Genomic DNA, 18,234 nt, shown 5'->3' with positions numbered 1-18,234 from the left:
GACGAGCGCCACTCTGACACCTTTTCTGGAACCATTCCAGGAAGGTGAGGCTCCCCTTCGAGCCGCCGGATCTACCGCCACGACGAGCTCCGGGCGTACTCTCGGCGATGCTGAGGGTTACGGCGCGTCTTGGAGGTGGGTACGGCGCGCAGGCTCGCCGTACCCGGAAGGACCCCCGTGTCACCCCTGCGCTCCTACCGTCGACTCCTCGAGCTCGTCGGTGCCCCCTACGTCGCGGTCGCGTTCGTCGCCCGCGTGCCCCTCGCGATGTCCCAGATCGGGACCCTGCTCCTCGTCGCCGCCGAGACCGGCAGCTACGGCGCCGGCGGCGCCGCGGCCGGCACCCTCGCGGTCGCCAACGCGGTCGGCTCCCCCGTCGCCGGCGGTCTCGCCGACCGGTGGGGCCAGCGCCCCGTCGTGCTCGTCCAGGCCCTGCTCGGCGCGTTCGGCCTGGTCGGCATCGTCGCCGGCGCCACCGGCGGCGCCTCGACCCCCGCCCTGCTCGGCGTCGCCGCGTTCGCCGGCCTCGCCCTGCCGCAGGTCGGGCCGCTGGCGCGCGTGCGCTGGCGTCCCGCCACGGCCGACGACCCGCAGCAGCACCGCCTCGTGGCGACCGCGTTCTCCTACGAGGGTGCCGCCGACGAGGCCTCCTTCGTCCTCGGCCCCACGGTGGTGGGCCTGCTCGCGGCGCTGCTCGACCCGGCTGCCGCGCTGCTCGCCGCCGCCGGCATGCTCGCGGTCTTCGGCACCGCGTTCGCGCTGCACCGCACGGCCCCGCGCGGCGTCGGGCGCGACCGGCGTACCGCCTCCGGTCCCGTCCTGACCGCCGCGGTCGTCGTGGTGATGGGCGCGCAGCTGAGCCTCGGCGCCCTGTTCGGGTCCGTGCAGACCGGCACCACCGTGCTGGCCACCGCGGCCGGGCAGCCGGGCGCCGCCGGCCTGGTGCACGCGCTGCTCGGGATCGGCAGCGTGATCGCGGCGGTGGGGTACGCCTCCCTGCCGGACCGCATCGGCCTGCCCACCCGCCTGCTCGCCGCGGGCGCGGGACTGGCCCTGCTCGCGCTGCCGCTGCTGACGGTCTCGAGCCTGCCCGGCGTGGCGGTGGTGATCCTGTTCCTCGGTCTCGCGGTCGCCCCGTCGATGATCACCTCCTTCACGCTCGCCGAGCGCGTCGTGCCCGCCGCCCGCGTCGGCACGGCGATGACGCTGCTGGCCGGCGTGACGGGTCTGGGGTACGCCGCCGGCTCCGCGGTGGCGGGTCGCCTCGCCGACGCCGGGGAGGCCGGCTCGCTCGGGTCGCTGCCCGGGCACACGGCCGCGTTCTCCGTCACGGTGGCCGCCGCGTTCGCCTCGCTGCTGGTCGCGCTCGCGGGCGCCCGGACCCTGCGACGGGCCCTCGAGGGTGCCGCGGGCGACGAAATCCCAGCAACCACGCGGCGACGCGCCGAACCCGAAGCGTGCACCGGTGCGGATGCCCGGTAGCGTGACCGGAGGCGGAACAGCCTTTACGGTCGGTATCGACCGAACGTCCCTGATGAGGAGTGAGCAAGCATGGTGAACAAGAAGGAGCTCGTCGACCAGGTCGCCGAGGCTGCCGGTCTGAGCAAGGCCGACGCCGAGACCGCCGCCAACGCGGTGTTCTCCGCGATCGGCAACGCCCTGGCCGCGGGCGACAAGGTCGCCATCGCCGGCTTCGGCACCTTCGAGACGCGTGAGCGCGCCGCCCGCACGGGCCGCAACCCGCAGACCGGCGAGGAGATCCAGATCTCCGCGAGCACGACGCCGGCCTTCAAGGCCGCCGCTGCGCTGAAGAAGCAGGTCGCCGGCTGATCTCGGCCCACCGACACGACGAAGGGCGTCCGACCATCTGGTCGGACGCCCTTCTCGTTGCCCAGGGGGTGGAGCGACGGCCCGCTCAGGGGGCCGTGGTCTCCTCGGCCGGGTCGGTGATGTCGGCCTCGCCAGGAGCGCCGGACTCGCGCAGCGAGTCCTCGATCTCCTGGTTCTCGGCCTCGACCTCGTCGGGGTCGATGAGCGGGGTGCCCTCGGCGTCGCACTGGGCGCTGAGGTCCTCGCGCGCGGCCTGGAACGCCTCGTCCGCGGCGGCGGCCTGCTCGGCGACGGCGGGATCGCCGCCCGGCAGCTCGATGGTCGCCTCCTCGCCCGGCTCCAGCTCGAGGAACTCGGAGGGGATGGAGTCGGGGTCGGAGAGCAGGTCCTCCTGAGCCTGCGCGTACTCCGCGTCGGCCGCGGCGACCGCGATCATGGCCTCCGAGGCCTCGGCCAGCGGCGCGAGCGCGTCCGCGGTCGCCTGGTCGCCGTTCTCCGCGTACGCCTCCAGCTCGGACGTCAGCGTCTCGTAGTCGATGTCGCCGTTCTCCTGGTCGAACTCCGGCTGCAGGAGCGGCCCGATCTCGTCGCAGGCGCCGGCCAGGTCGGCCGGCCACTCCCGCTCCGGCGTGGACTCGTCCTCGCCGTCGCCGCTGCACCCGACCAGCGCGAGGCCGAGCACCGCCGACACCGCCACCGTCCGTACGCCCATGCGCGCACCCATGATCCGAGACCTCCACGACTCGTCGTCTCCCGTCCCGGTCCCGGGACGAGCACGCGCACGAGCGTAGTGGACGCGCTCAGTCGCCGTCGCCGAACACCGGCGCCCGCTTGGCGAGGAAGGCCGCGACGCCCTCGGCACCCTCGGGGCCGCCCGCCTGCGCCGTGATCCCGCGGGCCTCGGCACGCAGTCGCGCCTCGGGCGCCGGCTCGGCGGCGTCGCGCACGACCCGCTTGGCGGTGGCCTGCGCGTCCGGCGCACCGGCGGCCAGCAGCGCCACGACGGCGTCGGTCTGGGTCTCGAGGTCGGCGTCGTCGACGACCCGCGCGACCAGCCCCGCGGCGTACGCCTCCTCCGCGTCGAGCCGGTCGCCCAGCAGCGCGAGCCGCAGGGTGCGGTGCAGCCCGAGGGTGTGCACCAGCAGGGACGTGCCGCCGTCCGGGCTGAGCCCGACCTTGGTGTAGCCGAGGGTGAACGAGGCCGAGCGGCCCGCGAGGACGACGTCGGCCGCAGCGGCGAGCGGGAAACCCGCACCCGCCGCGACGCCCTGCACGGCCGCGACGACGACCGCGCGGCTGCGCTGCAGGTCGCTGACGACGCGGTGCAGGTCGTCGGCCAGGTCATCGAGGTGGGCGGCCATGTCGTCGGCCGCCGCCATCCCCCGCAGGTCGCCGCCGACGCTGAAGAAGCGTCCGGTCGAGGCCAGCACGATCACGCGCGCACCGGCCCGGTCGGCGGTGCGCACCGCCTCGCCGAGCTCGGCCACCATCGCGGGGTGGATGGCGTTGCCGCGCTCGGGGTCGGCCAGCGTGATCCGGGCGACGCGGGCGGCGGGGTCGTAGGTCGACGTGATGGAGGTCATGGAGCCCATCATCACCGCGGGGCGCCCGACCCGTCCGGGGCGCCCGGGGTGTGGGCTGCGGGACGCACCGCTGCCGGCATGAGAGCAGCGGTACGCCCCGCAGGTCGGAGGCGCGGGTCAGCCCTGGCGGGCCTTCATCCGCGGGTTCTGCTTGTTGATGACGAACGTGCGGCCGCGACGGCGCACGACCTGCGCGCCGGGCTGCTTCTTGAGGGACTTCAGCGAGTTGCGGACCTTCACGGGGGAGCTCCTGGTGGTGGGGGGGACGGGGGTACGCGCGGTCAGCGCAGCCGACCGGTGGCCGGGTCGACGAGGCCCCGCTGCACGGCGGCGACGAGGCGGCGCGGCACGACGTGCTCGTGGCCGTCGACGACGACCGGGACGAGGTCGGGCCGGCTGGCCTTCCAGGCCGAGCGGCGGTGTCGGGTGTTGCTGCGGGACGTGCGGCGCTTGGGGACGGCCACAGGGGTGCTCCTTCGTTGCTGGGTGGGCTGCTGGGTGGGTGGGTCGGCGGCCGCGGTCAGGCCACGTCGCGCAGGGGGCCGAGCCAGGGCTCGAAGCCGTCCTCGGCCAGGTGCCAGGCGATGCCGGGGCCGTACGCCGCCGGCGCGAGCAGCAGCGACTCGAACGCCGCGGCCAGGTGGGCCGGGGGGCTGCCGACGCCGACGTACGTCAGCCGCGTCCGTCGCGGCCGCCGCCCCCACGCCTCGCCGGCGCCGATCGCGAGGTGCCCGCCGGCGCCCTCCCACAGCAGCGCCTGGTCGGGGCGGGTGGGCAGCCAGAAGCAGCCGCGGGTGCGGAACGGGCCGGAGGCGAGCTCCTCGAGGTGCTCCAGCAGCCGCTCGGGGTGGAACGGCGCGTCGGCGTGCAGGTCGAGGGTCCACACGTCGTCGCGGGGCGCCGGCGGCACCGGGGCGTCGCGCAGGTGGCTGGACCAGGCCCGGGTGCGGGCGTGCTGGTGCGGCGGGCGCTGCAGCAGGTCGGCGCCGGCGAGGAGGTCGGCGCCCTGCACGACGGGTACGTCCGGACGCGCGAGCACCTGCAGCAGCGCACGGGCGGTGCCCGACGTGCTCGAGACCGCGGCCTCGTCGACGCCGTGCGCGACGACCACGTCGGCGTACTCGACCATCGAGCAGGCGACCTCGCCCAGGCCGCGCTCGTCGTCGTGGCTGCTGGCCAGCCCCCGGTCCGCGAGTGTGTCGTCGCCGAGCAGGTCCTCGACCACGCTTGCGCCGTCGACGGCGGCGACGACCGCCGCGACCTTGAGCCGGCGGGCGAGCGCCGGGTCCCAGGCCAGGACGGAGCAGACCTGCTCCCCCTCCGCCCCGACGGGCAGCTGGGCGACGATCGTGCGCCACCGTCCGTCGCGGGCGAGCCGGTCGAGCGTCGGGAGCACGTCCTCGCGCAGGGCGCAGCTGACGCAGGCGTGCTCGAGGGTCACCTCCTCGCGCTCGACGACGCCGCCGAGGTCGCTGACGACGCGCTCGAGGACGCCCCGGTCGAGGTCGATGTGGTGGCGCACGGCGACCGCGTGCGGCAGGTCCCACAACAGGCTCAGCTGGGTGGCCGCCATCGCCGCCGGCGCGGCGCCGGTGACGAGGACGACGGAGGCCCTCACGAGCGCCCCCGCGGCGCTGCGGCGGCGCCGTACCGCCGGCGGAACGCCTCGACGCGGCCCTCGGCGTCGAGCACGCGGCCGCGGCCGGTCCAGAAGGGGTGGCTGGTGGCGGAGACGTCGACGTCGACGACGGGGTAGGTGGTGCCGTCGACCTCGACGGTCTCGCCGCCCACGGCGGCCGAGAGCGTGGAGCGCGTCAGGAGCGTCCAGCCGGTCGATCGGTCGCGGAAGACGACGGGTCCGTAGGTGGGGTGGATCCCCTGCTGCATCGGTGCGTTCCCTTCGAGCTCGGGTCGTGTGTTTAGAATGAGAACCGTTCTCATTACTATGACACATCCCCCGACGGAGAGGAATCCCGTGGCCCGCACCTGCCAGGTGACGGGACGTGAGCCCGGCTTCGGCCACCACGTCTCGCACTCCCACCGCCGCACCAAGCGGAGGTTCGACGTGAACGTCCAGACCAAGCGCTACTTCGTGCCCTCGCTGGGGCGCACCGTGAAGCTGCGCCTCAGCGCCCGGGGCATCAAGGTCGTCGACGCCCGCGGCATCGAGTCCGTCGTGGCCGACCTGCGTCGGCGGGGGGTGCAGCTGTAGTGGCGAAGCGAGGCAACGACGTGCGCCCCATCGTCAAGCTCCGCTCGACGGCGGGGACCGGCTACACCTACGTGACCAGGAAGAACCGGCGCAACGACCCCGACCGCCTGGTGCTGCGCAAGTTCGACCCCCGCGTGCGTCGGCACGTGGACTTCCGGGAGGAGCGCTGAGATGGCGAAGAAGGCGAAGATCGCGGCCCAGGCCCGGCGCGAGCGGACCGTGGCGCGGTACGCCGAGCGGCGCGCGGCCCTCAAGGAGGCGGTGCGCGTCGCCGAACCCGGGTCGCCCCAGCTCCTCGAGGCGGTGCGCGAGCTGAACCGGCTGCCGCGCGACGCCTCACCGGTGCGCCTGCGCAACCGGGACCAGACGGACGGCCGACCCCGCGGCTACCTGCGCAAGGCGGGTCTCTCGCGGATCCGGTTCCGCGAGCTGGCCCACCGCGGCGAGCTGCCGGGGATCCGCAAGTCCAGCTGGTGACGCCGGACGGCGACGGTTGGGGTACGCATCACAAACAAAGTTGAGACGTTGCACTCGCCTTGAGAATTTCTTGAGGTAACCTCCCGGCATGTGTGGCGTTGAGCACGTCGAGCCCGTTGGAAGGGTCGACCGGCTCACACGCTGATCTTCAGCTTGATCGAGCCGGGAGGGATTCCTTTGCAACGCTCCGCCGTGCGCCTGTTGGCAGCACTCTCCACCGTCGCCGTCATCGGCGTGACCACCGCTCCGGCGATGGCTGCCGAGCCCGCCGCCACGGCGAGCGCGACCGCCGCCGTCCTCACGATCGCGGGCAGCCCGGTCGACTCGGGTCAGTACACCGTCGTCAACGACGGTGAGAACGAGACCTCGACCGGCGTCGTAGACCCCCAGGTCGCCGACGTGCTGTCCAACCAGGGCAACGTCTCCATCGGCGCCCTCTACCAGGACGCGACCACCACCGCGGCCGACGGCCGCGGCACGGCGTACGCCTGCTCCGGCGTGGCCGGCACGGGCGCCGTGATCGTCGAGGTCGGTGACGGCTCCTGCCTCACCGGCGGCGACGCGGTCACCCTGCTCCCCGGCACGGTCGACCTGGGCGACGCCGACCTGATCGCCTCCAACATCCTCGACCCGCTGACCGGTCCGCTCAACGACGCGCTCGGCCCCCTGGTCGGCCAGGTCCTGACGCCCCTGAGCGACGTCCTCAACCAGGTCCTCGGCGGCCTGGGCGAGCTCGGCATCGTGATCGAGTCCGCCGGCGCGATCCAGAGCACCTGCCAGGCGACCTCGACCTCGGCGACCGCGACCTCGAACGTCGCCGACCTGCGCGGCTACGTCACCGTCGCGGGCCAGGAGATCGAGATCCTCAGCCTCCCGGTCGGCGACATCCCGCCGAACACGGAGGTCGTCACCGACCTGAACGTGCTCGTCGACTCGGTCATCGCCGGTCTCGACTCGCAGCTGACCAACGCCCTCGGCGGTGCGCTCGCCCCGCTGACGGCCCTGCTGCCCTACCTGAGCGAGATCAACGACCTGGTGATCGCGCAGATCTCCGACCAGCTCGCGCCGGTGCGCGACAACCTGCTGAGCCTCACGCTCAACAAGCAGTCGCAGCCGACGCCGAACTCGATCGAGGTCACCGCGCTCGACCTGCAGGTGCTCCCCGCGGCCTCGCAGTTCATCGGCACCAGCTTTGCCGCGCTCGAGCTGGGCAAGGCGTTCTGCCAGGGCGGCGTCTACGACGTCCAGGAGCCGCCGACCGACGAGCCCGACCCGACCACCCCGCCGACCGACACCGACCGCCCGACGCCGGCCGTCCCGGTCTCCGTCCCGGCCGGCCTGTCCGGCGAGACGCCGGCCCCGTGGGGTCCGGTCGCGCTGGTCACGATGACGCTGCTCGCGGTGGGAGCCGGTGCGTACCGGTTCTTCCGCCTCCGCGCAGACGCCTGACGACGTAACCTCCCGATCATGACCGAGAGCAAGACGGTGCGGGTGGGTCGCTTCGACGCGATCCTCACCGCCCTGACCACGATGCTCCTGGTCCTCTGCGTCGGGATGGTCGGCACCGGCATCGCGTGGCCGGGTGGAGAGGCGGACGACGGAACCTCGTCGGACTACGTCCCTCTCGACCCGGCCGCGCCGATCCGGTTGGAGATCCCCAAGCTCGACGTCGTCGCCGCCGTGTGGGAGATCGACGTGGACCCGCAGGGCGTGCTCGACCCGCCCCGCGACGCGAGCACCGTCGGGTGGTGGCGCGAGAGCGCCCCGCCCGGCGCCCGCGACGGCCAGACCGTCATCACCGGCCACACCGTCCACACCGGCGGCGGCTCGATGAACCGCATCGGCACCCTCGAGCCGGGCGACGCGGTCGACGTCGTCAACAACAACGGCCGGATGCGCTACTCGGTCGACAAGGTGCGCTACTACTCCCGCGAGGAGATCACCGAGAACGCCGAGGAGCTGTTCGGCCAGGACCGTGGCGAGGGCGACCTCGTGCTCATCACGTGCGCGGACTGGAACGGCGAGTACTACGAGCGCAACGTGATCGTCTTCGGCACCCCGACGGGCCAGCCGGCCGACGAGCCCGGCGACGAGCCCACCCAGGAGCAGGCCGCCGGCTGAGCGGGCCTGCCGCTCTCCCTCCCGCTCTCCCTCCCGCCTCAGGAGTACCCGGTTAACCGGGTACTCCGGCACTTGGACCCCGTTTCGACGGGGTCCAAGTGCAGGAGTTCGTCACACAGTCCCCCGCGGTGACAGCCCGTGGCACCATGGAGAGGTCGCGGCCCGTCGTCGGGCCGCCCTCCCGGAGGCCACGATGCGCCGCTCCTCCCCCACCCTGCGGGCCACCTCGCGGACCACGCCGGTCGCCCTCGTGGTCGCGCTCGCCGCCCTGCTGCTGGCCGCGACGGCCTGTACGCCCGGGCTGCGCGACAGCGCCGCGCCGCCGACGGGCTCGGCCACCGCCGGTGCGGGCCAGACGCCGGCCGAACCCACGCCGACCACTCCCAGCGAACCGCCCGAGCCCACGGAGCCCACCGAGCCGCCCGAGCCGCCTGGCCCCGTCCCGAGCGACGGCACCCCGCGCGACGCGCTGCTCAGCATCCCCGCGCTCGGCATCGTCGACCTCGTGGTGCAGGCGTACGAGGGGCGCACCGACGACGCCCCCGGCACCGAGATCCAGGACGGCGGCATCGCGGCCAGCCCCTACGGGGCCGAGGGCGGCACCGGGCCCGGAGGCGTGGGGAACTACCAGGTCACCGCCCACCGGCTGTCGTCGACGCGCGCGTTCGAGTTCCTGCCCGATCTCGTGGACGGCGACGTCGTGCAGGTCCGGGTCGACGCCCTGACCTACAGCTACGAGGTCGTCGAGACCCACCAGGTCTCGTTCCGCGACCCGGCGTCGCTCGCGGCGCAGCGGGCCGCCGTGCCCGGGCAGCCCGGGGTCACGCCGACCGAGGCCATGATCACGCTCTCGACCTGCCGGACCCCCGAGGACCGGGCCGAGGGCAACTGGTGGTCCGACGAGTTCGGCAACCCCGAGCACCGCATCGACAAGATCGGGCGGCTCGTCGAGGTCACCGGCGCCTGAGACGGCGCCGCGCGGACGGGAACGCTCAGCCCAGCTTCTCCCCGAGGAACGCCGAGATCGCCTCCATCGACGCGGGGAACTGCGGCCCGAAGGCGTGGCCCTCGCCGTCGTACACGTCGAGCGTCGCGTCGACGCCCGCGCCCTGCAGGGCCGCGTGGGTCGCCTCCGCCCAGGGCAGCGGGCACGTGTCGTCGGCGCTGCCGTGGACGACGAGCACCGGCTCGGTCACCCGGTCGACGTAGGTGCGGGTCGAGGCGGCCGCGTAGTAGCCGGGGTTCTCCTCGGGCGTGCCCGCGAGGTCGACCAGCTGCTCCCAGAACCCGCCGCCGTCGTTGAACTGCACGAAGTTGTCGGCGGCGTTGCTGGACACGGAGGCGTACAGGACGCCGGCGTCGAGGTGACCGGGCGCCATCTCCAGCGCCTCGAGCACCGCGCCGCCCCCCATCGAGCGCCCGAAGGCCGCGACGCGCTCGTCGTCGACGGCCACGAGGTCGGTCTCGCGCAGCGCGGTGGCCGCGTTGAGGACGTCGACGGCGTACCCGAACCGCTGCGTCTCCACCAGCGCCGGGTCGTCGTCGGAGCCCGCGTGACCGCGGTAGTCGACGTGGAACGCGACGAACCCGTCGGTCGCGAGGACGCCGCGCTCGCGCGTCATGCCCTGGCCCTGCTCGTACGCGGCGGGGTCGATGTAGCCGTGGGCGAGCACGACCGCGGGGAACGGACCCTCCCCCGCCGGGACGTTGAGCACGCCGGTGATCAGCAGTCCCTCGCTGCGGTAGCTGGCGTCGTAGGAGGTGTACGCGGAGGTCTGCTCGCGCACCTCGCCGAGCTGCAGGTCGCCACCGGTGAACGCGGCGTCGAACCAGCGCGAGAGGTCCGCCGGCCCCTCGGCCGGCGGGGGCGTCGGCTCGGGCGTGGGGGTGGCCGTGCTCGGCGGCGTCCCGGAGGACGCGGCCGCCGAGGACGTGGCCGACGAGCTCGGCCCCGACGACGCGTCGGGGCCCGCCCCCTCGTCCGTGCCCGTGCACGCGGTGACGAGGAGCAGCCCTGCAGCGGCCACGCCGCGGCGTACGGTCATGCCGACCAGTCTGTCAGCGCCAGCCCAGCGCCGGCGCGACGTGCGTCAGCAGCGACTCGATCACGTGGGCGTTGTAGTCCACGCCCAGCTGGTTCGGCACGGTGAGCAGCAGCGTGTCGGCCGCGGCGATCGCCTCGTCCTCGCGCAGCTGCTCGACGAGCTCGTCGGGCTCCGCGGCGTACGACTTCCCGAAGCGCGCCGTGCCGCCGTCGATGATTCCGACCTGGTCGCGGCTGTCGCGGTCGTGGCCGAAGTATGCCCGGTCGCGGTCGTCGACGATCGGGAAGATGCTCCGGCTGACCGAGACCCGCGGCTCGCGGTCGTGGCCGGCCTCCTTCCAGGCGTCGCGGAACATCTGGATCTGCTCGGCCTGCAGCTGGTGGAACGGGACGCCGGTGTCCTCGGTCAGCAGGGTCGAGCTCATCAGGTTCATGCCCTGGCGGCCGGTCCACTCGGCGGTCGCGCGGGAGCCGGCGCCCCACCAGATGCGGTCGCGCAGGCCCTCGGAGTACGGCTCGATGCGCAGCAGGCCGGGCGGGTTGGGGAACATCGGCCGGGGGTTCGGCTGCGCGAACCCGCGCCCGGAGATCACGTCGAGGAACACCTCGGTGTGGCGGCGCGCCAGGTCGGCGTGGTCCTCGCCGTCGGCGGGCGCGTAGCCGAAGTACCGGTAGCCGTCGATCACCTGCTCCGGTGATCCGCGGCTGATGCCGAGCTGCAGCCGGCCGCCGGAGATGAGGTCGGCGGCGCCCGCGTCCTCCGCCATGTAGAGCGGGTTCTCGTAGCGCATGTCGATCACGCCGGTGCCGAGCTCGATCCGGCTGGTACGCGCGCCGGCCGCGGCCAGCAGCGGGAACGGCGAGGCCAGCTGGCGGGCGAAGTGGTGCACGCGGAAGTACGCACCGTCGGCGCCCAGCTCCTCCGCGGCGACCGCGAGCTCGATCGACTGCAGCAGCACGTCCGAGGCCGACCGCGTCTGCGAGTGCGGCGAGGGCGTCCAGTGACCGAAGGACAGGAACCCGATGTTCTTCATAGTTGACCGAACAACTACCTGGGACGCGGCATTCCTGCGGCAGCCGGCCCGATCAGGCGGGGTTCGACGCCGTGACCAGCCAGCAGGCGCCCGGGTAGCGCACCACGCCGTCGACCCGGTGCCGGCGCAGCTCCGTGCGCACCTCGTCCAGCAGCGCGGCCCACCCGTCCTCGCCGAGCAGCGGCAGCAGCCGGGCGCGCGCCGCACGACCGGTGGCCGTCGCCAGGATCACCGCGAGGCGGCTCTCGACGCCGTCGCCACCGGCGTACCCGTGGTCGTGGACGTAGTCCAGCGGGCGCACCGCGACGTCGCGCCACCCCGCGTCGACGAGCACGGCGCGCACGCGGGCGTACTCGGCCATCGACACCGGACCCGGCGCCCCCGGGACGCTGCGCGGCCGGTCGCCGAGCTCGGCGTCCCAGCGGCGGGTGAGCACCGAGGTGCCCAGGGTGAACATCGGGTTCTCCTCGACCTCGCGCCAGCAGGCGAAGGCGAGGCGGGCGCCCGGCGCGGCCGCGGAGCGCAGGTTCGCGAACGCGGCGACCGGGTCGGCGAAGAACATCACGCCGAAGCGCGACACGATCCGGTCGAACGGCGCTCCGAGGAGGCCGAGGTCGGCCGTCTGGGCGTCGGCCGCGAGGACGGTGGCGGACGGTACGCGCGCCTGCGCCGCCGCCACCATCGGCTCGGCGATGTCGACCCCGACGACCTCGTGCGCCCCACGCCGGGCCGCGGCCTCGAGCAGCGCGCCCGTGCCGCAACCGACGTCGAGCACCCGCCGGGCGGAGGCGAGGTCGGCGGCCTGGACGACCGCGGTCGTGACCGGCGCGAGCACCGCGTCGAGGTCGGCCTCCGTCTCGATCCAGCCGGCCGCGTCGGCGTCCCAGGTCGCGCGCATCGTCTCGTTGCTCACGAGGCGAACCTAGGGCACCGGGTTAGGCGTACCTAAGTAGCGTCCTGCCAGGCGAGACCGGGCGCGATTCAGGCGTCGGCCGCCGCGCGCAGCGTCGGCCCGGTCGCGGCCTGGATCTCCTCGACCGTCACGTCGGGCGCGAGCTCGACGAGCACGAGGCCGTCCGGGGTCACGTCGATGACGCCGAGGTCGGTGATGATCCGCTGCACGACGCCGCGGCCGGTGTAGGGCAGCGAGCACTCCTCGACGATCTTGTGGGAGCCGTCGCGGGCGACGTGCTCCATCAGCACGACGACCTTGCGGGCGCCGTGGACGAGGTCCATCGCACCGCCCATGCCCTTGACCATCTTGCCGGGGATCATCCAGTTGGCGAGGTCGCCGGTCGCGGAGACCTGCATGGCGCCGAGGATCGCGGCGTCGACCTTCCCGCCGCGGATCATCCCGAAGCTGGTCGCGGAGTCGAAGATCGACGAGCCGCGGCGCAGCGTGACGGTCTCCTTGCCGGCGTTGATCAGGTCGGGGTCCTCGTCGCCCTCGACGGGGTACGCCCCCAGCCCGAGGATGCCGTTCTCCGACTGGAGCACGATCTCCTTGTCGTCGTCGACGTGGTTGGGCACCAGGGTCGGCAGGCCGATCCCGAGGTTCACGTAGTCGCCGTCGGCGAGCTCGGCGGCGGCCCGCGCCGCCATCTGGTCGCGGTCCCAGCTCATCGGTCGCCCTCCTGCTCCGTGGCCTGCTCGGTGCGCGGACGCACCGTCGTCTTCTCGATCCGCTTGTCGTCGGCCTGCTCGGGGCTCAGCTCGACGACGCGGTGCACGTAGATGCCCGGCGTGTGGACGTCGTCGGGGTCGATCTCGCCCGGCTCGACGAGGTGCTCGACCTCGGCGATGGTGACCCGGCCGGCCATCGCGGCCAGCGGGTTGAAGTTGCGGGCGGCGCGTCGGAACACGAGGTTGCCGTGGCGGTCGCCCTTCCAGGCGCGCACGAGGCCGAAGTCGGCCACGATCGCCTCCTCGAGCACGAACTCGCGCTCGCCGTCGACGGTCTCGAAGACCTGGGTCTGCTTCGCCGGAGAGGTACGCACCACGTTGCCCTCGGCGTCGTAGCGCCACGGCAGGCCGCCGTCGGCGATCTGGGTGCCGACCCCGGTCGGCGTGAAGAACGCCGGGATGCCGGAGCCGCCGGCACGCAGCCGCTCGGCGAGCGTGCCCTGCGGCGTCAGCTCGACCTCGAGCTCGCCGCCCAGGTACTGCCGCGCGAACTCCTTGTTCTCGCCGACGTACGACGCGACCACGCGCCGCAGCCGCCCGGCGGCCAGCAGGATCCCGAGGCCCCAGTCGTCGATCCCGGCGTTGTTCGAGAACACCTCCAGGTCGTCCGCGCCCTGCGCGTGCAGCGCGGCGATCAGGGTCGAGGGGATCCCGCAGACCCCGAACCCGCCGACGGCCAGGCTCGAGCCCGGCGCGATGTCCTCCACGGCCGCTGTGGCCGACGTCACCACCTTGTCCATGCGCCGATTCGACCGTCTCGCACCGGTGCCGTCAACGCGCCGTCGCCGAACGGGCCTCAACCTCCTGCCAGCCGGACACCGCCTCCCGGTAGCGTTCACTGGGTGGACACCCCCAAGGACGTCGTCGGTCGCGCCGCCGCCGTGCTCCGCGTGCTGTCGCAGGCCGAGCCGCAGGGGCTGGGCACGTCCGAGGCGGCGCACGCCGCCGGGCTGCCGCGCGCGACCGTCCACCGCCTGCTGAGCTCGCTGGCCGAGCACGGGCTGGTCGACCGCGACCCGCGCTCGGGCGCCTGGCTGCTGGGGGCGGAGCTGTTCCTCCTGGGGGCCACCGCGGCGCCACGCTACGACGTACGCGCGCTCGCCCACCCCGTCGTGCGCCGCCTGGCCGAGGTGACCGGGGAGAGCGCGTTCTTCTCGGTGCTGCGCGGCGACGAGACCGTCTGCCTGATCCGCGAGGACGGCGCGTTCCCGCTGCGCTCCCACGTGCTGTTCGAGGGCGCGCGGTTCCCGCTCGGCGTGGTGTCGGCGGGCATCGCGGTGCTCGCGTTCCTGCCCGAGCGCGAGGTCGAGCGCCACCTCGCCGAGCACGACCTCGCCGGGCCCTTCGGGGCCGCGCATTCTGCGGACGCCGTGCGCGGACGCCTGGCCGAGGTGCGGCGTACCGGCTGGGCCGTCAACCCGGGCCTCATCGTCGAGGGCAGCTGGGGCATGGCGGCCGCGGTGTTCGACGCGGCCGAGCGCCCCGTCGGCGCGCTCAGCCTCAACGGCGTCGTCGGCCGCTTCGGCCCCGAGCGGCAGCCCGAGCTCGGCCGGCTCCTGCTGAAGGCGGCCCACTCGCTCGGCGGCGCGATCCACCAGCGCTGAGCGCTCGCGCCCGGAACGCCGAACGGCGGGCCCCGGTGACCGGGACCCGCCGTGGCGGTGCTGCTGTGACGCTGTGCTGCGGGTGACGTTCAGACCAGGTCGAAGCGGTCCGCGTTCATGACCTTCACCCAGGCGGCGACGAAGTCGCGGGCGAACTTCTCGCGGGCGTCGTCGCTGGCGTAGACCTCCGCGACGGCGCGCAGCTCGGAGTTGGCGCCGAAGACCAGGTCGACCCGGCTGCCGACGATGGTCTCGCCGGCCGCCGTGGTGCCCGTGTAGGTCTGCTCGGTGTCGTCCGTCGCCGTCCACTCGGTGCCGAGCTCGAGCAGGTTGACGAAGAAGTCGTTCGACAGCGTGCCGACGTTCTCGGTGAACACGCCGGTGGCGGAGCCGTCCTGGTTCGTGCCGAGGACGCGCAGGCCGCCGACGAGCACGGTCGCCTCGGGCGCCGTGAGGCCGAGCAGGTTGGCGCGGTCGACGAACAGGAACTCGGCCGGGAGGCGGTTGCCCTTGCCCGTCCAGTTCCGGAAGCCGTCGGCGACGGGCTCGAGGTGCGTGAACGACTCGACGTCGGTCTGCTCGAGCGTGGCGTCGGTGCGACCCGGGGTGAACGGCACCTCGATGTCGAAGCCGCCGTCCTTCGCGGCCTGCTCGACCGCGGCGGAGCCCGCCAGGACGATCAGGTCGGCGATCGAGACGCGCTTGTCGCCCGAGTTCTCGTGGAACGCGGAGCGGATCTCCTCGAGCTTGCCGAGCACGCGGGCGAGCTGGTCGGGGTTGTTGACCTCCCAGCCGTTCTGCGGCTCGAGGCGCACGCGGGCACCGTTGGCACCGCCGCGCTTGTCGCTGGAGCGGTACGTCGACGCCGACGCCCACGCGGTCGCGACGAGCTCGCCGATCGAGAGGCCCGAGCTGAGCACCTCGCTCTTGAGGAACGCGATGTCCTCGCCGTCGACGGGCTGGCCCTCGGCGGCCGGCAGCGGGTCCTGCCAGATGAGCTCCTCGGTCGGGACCTCGGGGCCGAGGTAGCGCTGGATCGGGCCCATGTCGCGGTGGGTGAGCTTGAACCAGGCGCGGGCGAACGCGTCGCCGAACGCGACCGGGTCGTCCTTGAACTTGCGCGAGATCTGCTCGTAGACGGGGTCGAAGCGCAGCGCCAGGTCGGTCGTCAGCATGCGCGGCTCGCGACGGCCCTCGCCGTGCGCGTCCTGCACCATGTCGGCGCCGCCGTTGTTCTTCGGCCGCCACTGGTTGGCGCCGGCCGGGCTCTGGAAGAGCTCCCACTCGTAGGCGAACAGGATGTGGAAGAACTCGTTGTCCCAGCGGGTGGGGTGGTAGGTCCAGGTGACCTCGAGACCGCTGGTGACGGTGTCGGCGCCGTGGCCGGTGCCGTAGCCGTTCTTCCAGCCCGTGCCCTGGTTCTCCAGGGGCGAGGCCTCCGGGTCCGGGCCGAGCTTGTCGTCCTGGTGGGCGCCGTGCGTCTTGCCGAAGGTGTGGCCGCCGGCGATCAGCGCGACGGTCTCCTCGTCGTTCATCGCCATCCGGCCGAAGGTCTCGCGGATGTCGCGGGCCGCGGCGACCGGGTCAGGCTGGCCCTCGGGACCCTCGGGGTTGACGTAGATGAGGCCCATCGTGGTGGCGCCGAGCGGCTTCTCGAGCTGGCGGTCGCCCGAGTAGCGCTGGTCGGTGCCGAGCCACTCGGTCTCCGAGCCCCAGTAGACGTCGTCGTCCGGCTCCCACACGTCGGCGCGGCCGCCGGCGAAGCCGAAGGTCGTGAAGCCCATCTCCTCGAGCGCGACGTTGCCGGTGAGGATCATCAGGTCGGCCCAGGAGATCTTCTGGCCGTACTTCTTCTTGACCGGCCACAGCAGGCGGCGGGCCTTGTCGAGGTTGACGTTGTCGGGCCAGCTGTTGAGCGGCGCGAAGCGCTGCATGCCGGCGCCGGCGCCGCCGCGGCCGTCGAAGACGCGGTAGGTGCCCGCGCTGTGCCACGCCATCCGGATCATGAACGGGCCGTAGTTGCCGAAGTCGGCGGGCCACCACGGCTGCGAGTCGGTGAGGACGTGCGCGATGTCCTGCTTCACGGCCGCCAGGTCGAGCGAGGCGAACGCGGCCGCGTAGTCGAAGTCGTCGCCCAGCGGGTTCTTCGCCGGGGCGTGCTTCGCGAGGATGTCGACGTTGAGGCGGTTGGGCCACCACACGCGGTTCGGCTCACCCTGGGTGGGGTGCGGCAGCGCGCTGCCGTGCGCGACCGGGCAGCCGGACGCCTCGCCCGGCGCCGGGACCGGCTCGTCGGTCGTGATCTGTCCGTGCTCGTTGCCGGGAGTGGGCTCGGTGGACATCAGGTTCCTTCCGGTGATGGGCGGATCGGGGAGATTCGGGAAGCTGTCGTGGGGGCGTACGCCCGTCGGTCTCAGACCGCCGGGGCGACCGCGCAGGCGGCGCAGCGGCCCCAGTAGATGACCTCCGCCTCGTCGATGACGAAGCCGTGGTCGTCGGAGGCGGTGAGGCAGGGCGCCTCGCCGACGGCGCAGTCGACGTCGGCGATGACGCCGCAGGAGCGGCATACGACGTGGTGGTGGTTGTCGCCCGTGCGGGTCTCGTAGCGCGCGACCGAGCCGTTGGGCTTGATCCGGCGCACCAGCCGCGAGGTGGTCAGCACGTTGAGCGAGTCGTAGACCGCCTGCGCGGAGACGTCGGGCAGGTGGCGCCGCACGGCGCCGAGGATGGTGTCGGTGTCGGCGTGGGGGTGGTCGCGGACCGCGTCCAGCACCGCCAGCCGGGGCCGGGTGACACGCAGTCCGGCCCCCCGCAGCTGCTGCTGGAAGTCGGTGCTCACGAGGCAGGACATTACCTGTTTTCTGGAACAACTCCAAACAAGAACCTTGACAGGGCGGGTCGTCTCCGTAGCGTGGAGGACTGGAACGAACGTCGACTCTCGGGAGATGGAACGTGCGCATCCGACCTGCAGCCCTGGCCGTCGCGGCCCTCGCCACGACCGCCGCCACCACCGCCTCGAGCGCCCTGCTGGCCCCGGCGGCCCACGCCGGCGGACCGCCGGTGACCATCGAGGCCGACTACGACGCGACCCTCACCAGCCACCCCGTGGGCCACCATACGGCGAACAACTTCCGCGACGCGGAGACCGGCTACCCCGGCGACTGGTCGGCGGACTACGGCCTCGCGGCCGGTACGCCCGTGCGCCCCCGCCTCAGCGGCCCCGACGGCCTGACCCTCACCGTCGCCAAGGTCGCCCCGGCCTGCACGAACGGCGGAGGCGGGCAGGGCGTCCAGGTCTCGGTCGGCGACGCGTCCGGCGAGATCGGCCGGGTGGCGTACCTGCACCTCGAGGACGTCACCGTTGCCGAGGGCGACACGGTCTCCACCGACACCGTGCTCGGCGTCGTCGGCGGCGACATCGCCTACGACAGCAGCTGCTGGACCGGCCCGCACCTGCACCTCGAGGGCTTCAACCGCAGCGACTACAGCTGCTTCATCGCCCCGGAGACCGCCGCGCCCGGCACCCCGCTCGGCCGGATCGGTGGCAGCGACGTGCAGCAGCGGGAGACGGCGTGTCCGTGAGGGGGTGGCCGCGTCCCCGGCCCCGGGCGAGCGCCGTCAGCGTCCGGCCGGCGTCTGCGGGGGC

At 73.6% G+C, this 18,234-nt stretch carries 23 protein-coding genes; 10 read left to right on the top strand and 13 right to left on the bottom strand.

Features of this window, described 5'->3' with window-relative positions; all coding sequences use genetic code 11:
- Positions 1-177 precede the first annotated feature (177 nt).
- Positions 178-1,482 carry an MFS transporter gene (locus tag RDV89_RS11160; protein ID WP_315733121.1) on the top strand — a complete coding sequence of 435 codons (1,305 nt, stop codon included), beginning with the start codon at positions 178-180 and terminating at the stop codon, positions 1,480-1,482.
- Between the two features lie 69 nt (positions 1,483-1,551).
- A complete protein-coding gene (locus tag RDV89_RS11155) occupies positions 1,552-1,830 on the top strand; it encodes an HU family DNA-binding protein (RefSeq protein ID WP_438823271.1) in 279 nt (92 codons plus the stop codon).
- An 85-nt stretch (positions 1,831-1,915) separates the two neighbouring features.
- On the opposite strand, the gene RDV89_RS11150 is transcribed toward RDV89_RS11155, so the two are convergent.
- From RDV89_RS11150 to RDV89_RS11125, 6 genes are all read right to left on the bottom strand, one after another.
- Positions 1,916-2,554, bottom strand: a complete 639-nt coding sequence (locus RDV89_RS11150) for a hypothetical protein (RefSeq protein ID WP_315733120.1) — start codon at positions 2,552-2,554, stop codon at positions 1,916-1,918.
- Positions 2,555-2,630: 76 nt separating this feature from the next.
- Positions 2,631-3,413 (bottom strand): enoyl-CoA hydratase/isomerase family protein, encoded by a 783-nt coding sequence (locus tag RDV89_RS11145; RefSeq protein ID WP_315733119.1) that lies wholly within the window; start codon positions 3,411-3,413, stop codon positions 2,631-2,633.
- 117 nt (positions 3,414-3,530) lie between these two features.
- Positions 3,531-3,653, bottom strand: a complete 123-nt coding sequence (gene ykgO / locus RDV89_RS11140) for a type B 50S ribosomal protein L36 (RefSeq protein ID WP_315733118.1) — start codon at positions 3,651-3,653, stop codon at positions 3,531-3,533.
- 41 nt (positions 3,654-3,694) lie between these two features.
- On the bottom strand, positions 3,695-3,877 hold the full coding sequence (gene rpmF, locus RDV89_RS11135) for a 50S ribosomal protein L32 (RefSeq protein ID WP_315733117.1): 183 nt from the start codon (positions 3,875-3,877) through the stop codon (positions 3,695-3,697).
- A gap of 56 nt (positions 3,878-3,933) precedes the next feature.
- Positions 3,934-5,031: a GTP-binding protein gene (locus RDV89_RS11130; protein WP_315733116.1), complete on the bottom strand. Its 1,098-nt coding sequence runs from the start codon at positions 5,029-5,031 to the stop codon at positions 3,934-3,936.
- Positions 5,028-5,300 (bottom strand): type B 50S ribosomal protein L31, encoded by a 273-nt coding sequence (locus RDV89_RS11125; protein ID WP_315733115.1) that lies wholly within the window; start codon positions 5,298-5,300, stop codon positions 5,028-5,030. The genes RDV89_RS11130 and RDV89_RS11125 overlap by 4 nt, the downstream gene beginning before the upstream one ends.
- Before the next feature lie 88 nt (positions 5,301-5,388).
- Here RDV89_RS11125 and rpmB point away from each other — a divergent pair, with 88 nt between their 5' ends.
- The 6 genes from rpmB (at position 5,389) to RDV89_RS11095 (ending at position 9,190) form a co-directional block, all read left to right on the top strand.
- On the top strand, positions 5,389-5,625 hold the full coding sequence (rpmB, locus tag RDV89_RS11120) for a 50S ribosomal protein L28 (protein ID WP_315733114.1): 237 nt from the start codon (positions 5,389-5,391) through the stop codon (positions 5,623-5,625).
- The gene (gene rpmG, locus RDV89_RS11115; RefSeq protein ID WP_315733113.1) at positions 5,625-5,795 is read left to right on the top strand and encodes a 50S ribosomal protein L33; all 171 of its coding nucleotides are present in this window, start codon (positions 5,625-5,627) and stop codon (positions 5,793-5,795) included. Before rpmB ends, rpmG begins: the two co-directional genes overlap by 1 nt.
- A gap of 1 nt (position 5,796) precedes the next feature.
- On the top strand, positions 5,797-6,102 hold the full coding sequence (rpsN, locus tag RDV89_RS11110; RefSeq protein WP_315733112.1) for a 30S ribosomal protein S14: 306 nt from the start codon (positions 5,797-5,799) through the stop codon (positions 6,100-6,102).
- A gap of 201 nt (positions 6,103-6,303) precedes the next feature.
- Positions 6,304-7,551 (top strand): hypothetical protein, encoded by a 1,248-nt coding sequence (locus RDV89_RS11105; RefSeq protein WP_315733111.1) that lies wholly within the window; start codon positions 6,304-6,306, stop codon positions 7,549-7,551.
- Between the two features lie 18 nt (positions 7,552-7,569).
- Positions 7,570-8,223, top strand: a complete 654-nt coding sequence (locus RDV89_RS11100) for a class F sortase (RefSeq protein ID WP_315733110.1) — start codon at positions 7,570-7,572, stop codon at positions 8,221-8,223.
- Positions 8,224-8,416: 193 nt separating this feature from the next.
- Entirely contained in the window at positions 8,417-9,190 is a 774-nt protein-coding gene (locus RDV89_RS11095) for a sortase domain-containing protein (RefSeq protein WP_315733109.1), read from the top strand.
- Between the two features lie 25 nt (positions 9,191-9,215).
- Here RDV89_RS11095 and RDV89_RS11090 read toward each other — a convergent pair whose 3' ends face one another.
- The 5 genes from RDV89_RS11090 to RDV89_RS11070 form a co-directional block, all read right to left on the bottom strand.
- Positions 9,216-10,268 carry an alpha/beta hydrolase family protein gene (locus RDV89_RS11090; protein WP_315733108.1) on the bottom strand — a complete coding sequence of 351 codons (1,053 nt, stop codon included), beginning with the start codon at positions 10,266-10,268 and terminating at the stop codon, positions 9,216-9,218.
- A 13-nt stretch (positions 10,269-10,281) separates the two neighbouring features.
- Positions 10,282-11,301 (bottom strand): LLM class flavin-dependent oxidoreductase, encoded by a 1,020-nt coding sequence (locus RDV89_RS11085; RefSeq protein WP_315733107.1) that lies wholly within the window; start codon positions 11,299-11,301, stop codon positions 10,282-10,284.
- A gap of 52 nt (positions 11,302-11,353) precedes the next feature.
- Entirely contained in the window at positions 11,354-12,214 is an 861-nt protein-coding gene (locus RDV89_RS11080; protein WP_315733106.1) for a class I SAM-dependent methyltransferase, read from the bottom strand.
- A gap of 68 nt (positions 12,215-12,282) precedes the next feature.
- Positions 12,283-12,924 (bottom strand): 3-oxoacid CoA-transferase subunit B, encoded by a 642-nt coding sequence (locus RDV89_RS11075; protein ID WP_315733105.1) that lies wholly within the window; start codon positions 12,922-12,924, stop codon positions 12,283-12,285.
- Positions 12,921-13,724 carry a CoA transferase subunit A gene (locus RDV89_RS11070; RefSeq protein ID WP_315733104.1) on the bottom strand — a complete coding sequence of 268 codons (804 nt, stop codon included), beginning with the start codon at positions 13,722-13,724 and terminating at the stop codon, positions 12,921-12,923. The genes RDV89_RS11075 and RDV89_RS11070 overlap by 4 nt, the downstream gene beginning before the upstream one ends.
- Positions 13,725-13,826: 102 nt before the next feature.
- On the opposite strand from RDV89_RS11070, the gene RDV89_RS11065 reads away from it, so the two are divergent.
- On the top strand, positions 13,827-14,588 hold the full coding sequence (locus tag RDV89_RS11065; RefSeq protein WP_315733103.1) for an IclR family transcriptional regulator: 762 nt from the start codon (positions 13,827-13,829) through the stop codon (positions 14,586-14,588).
- An 89-nt stretch (positions 14,589-14,677) separates the two neighbouring features.
- Here the strand turns inward: RDV89_RS11065 and katG are convergent, their stop codons facing one another.
- Both katG and RDV89_RS11055 read right to left on the bottom strand, forming a co-directional pair.
- The gene (gene katG / locus RDV89_RS11060) at positions 14,678-16,930 is read right to left on the bottom strand and encodes a catalase/peroxidase HPI (RefSeq protein WP_315733102.1); all 2,253 of its coding nucleotides are present in this window, start codon (positions 16,928-16,930) and stop codon (positions 14,678-14,680) included.
- Positions 16,931-17,001: 71 nt separating this feature from the next.
- Positions 17,002-17,427, bottom strand: coding sequence for a Fur family transcriptional regulator (locus RDV89_RS11055; protein WP_438823270.1), 426 nt, complete (start codon positions 17,425-17,427; stop codon positions 17,002-17,004).
- 113 nt (positions 17,428-17,540) lie between these two features.
- Between RDV89_RS11055 and RDV89_RS11050 the strand changes: the two genes are divergently transcribed.
- Complete coding sequence (locus RDV89_RS11050; protein WP_315733100.1) at positions 17,541-18,170, top strand: M23 family metallopeptidase; 630 nt, start codon at positions 17,541-17,543, stop codon at positions 18,168-18,170.
- The last annotated feature ends 64 nt before the right edge of the window (positions 18,171-18,234 follow it).

Origin of the sequence: Nocardioides imazamoxiresistens (assembly GCF_032378595.1) — a bacterium.
Classification (GTDB): Bacteria; Actinomycetota; Actinomycetes; order Propionibacteriales; family Nocardioidaceae; genus Nocardioides; species Nocardioides imazamoxiresistens.
This window is presented reverse-complemented; position numbering and strand designations above follow the sequence as displayed.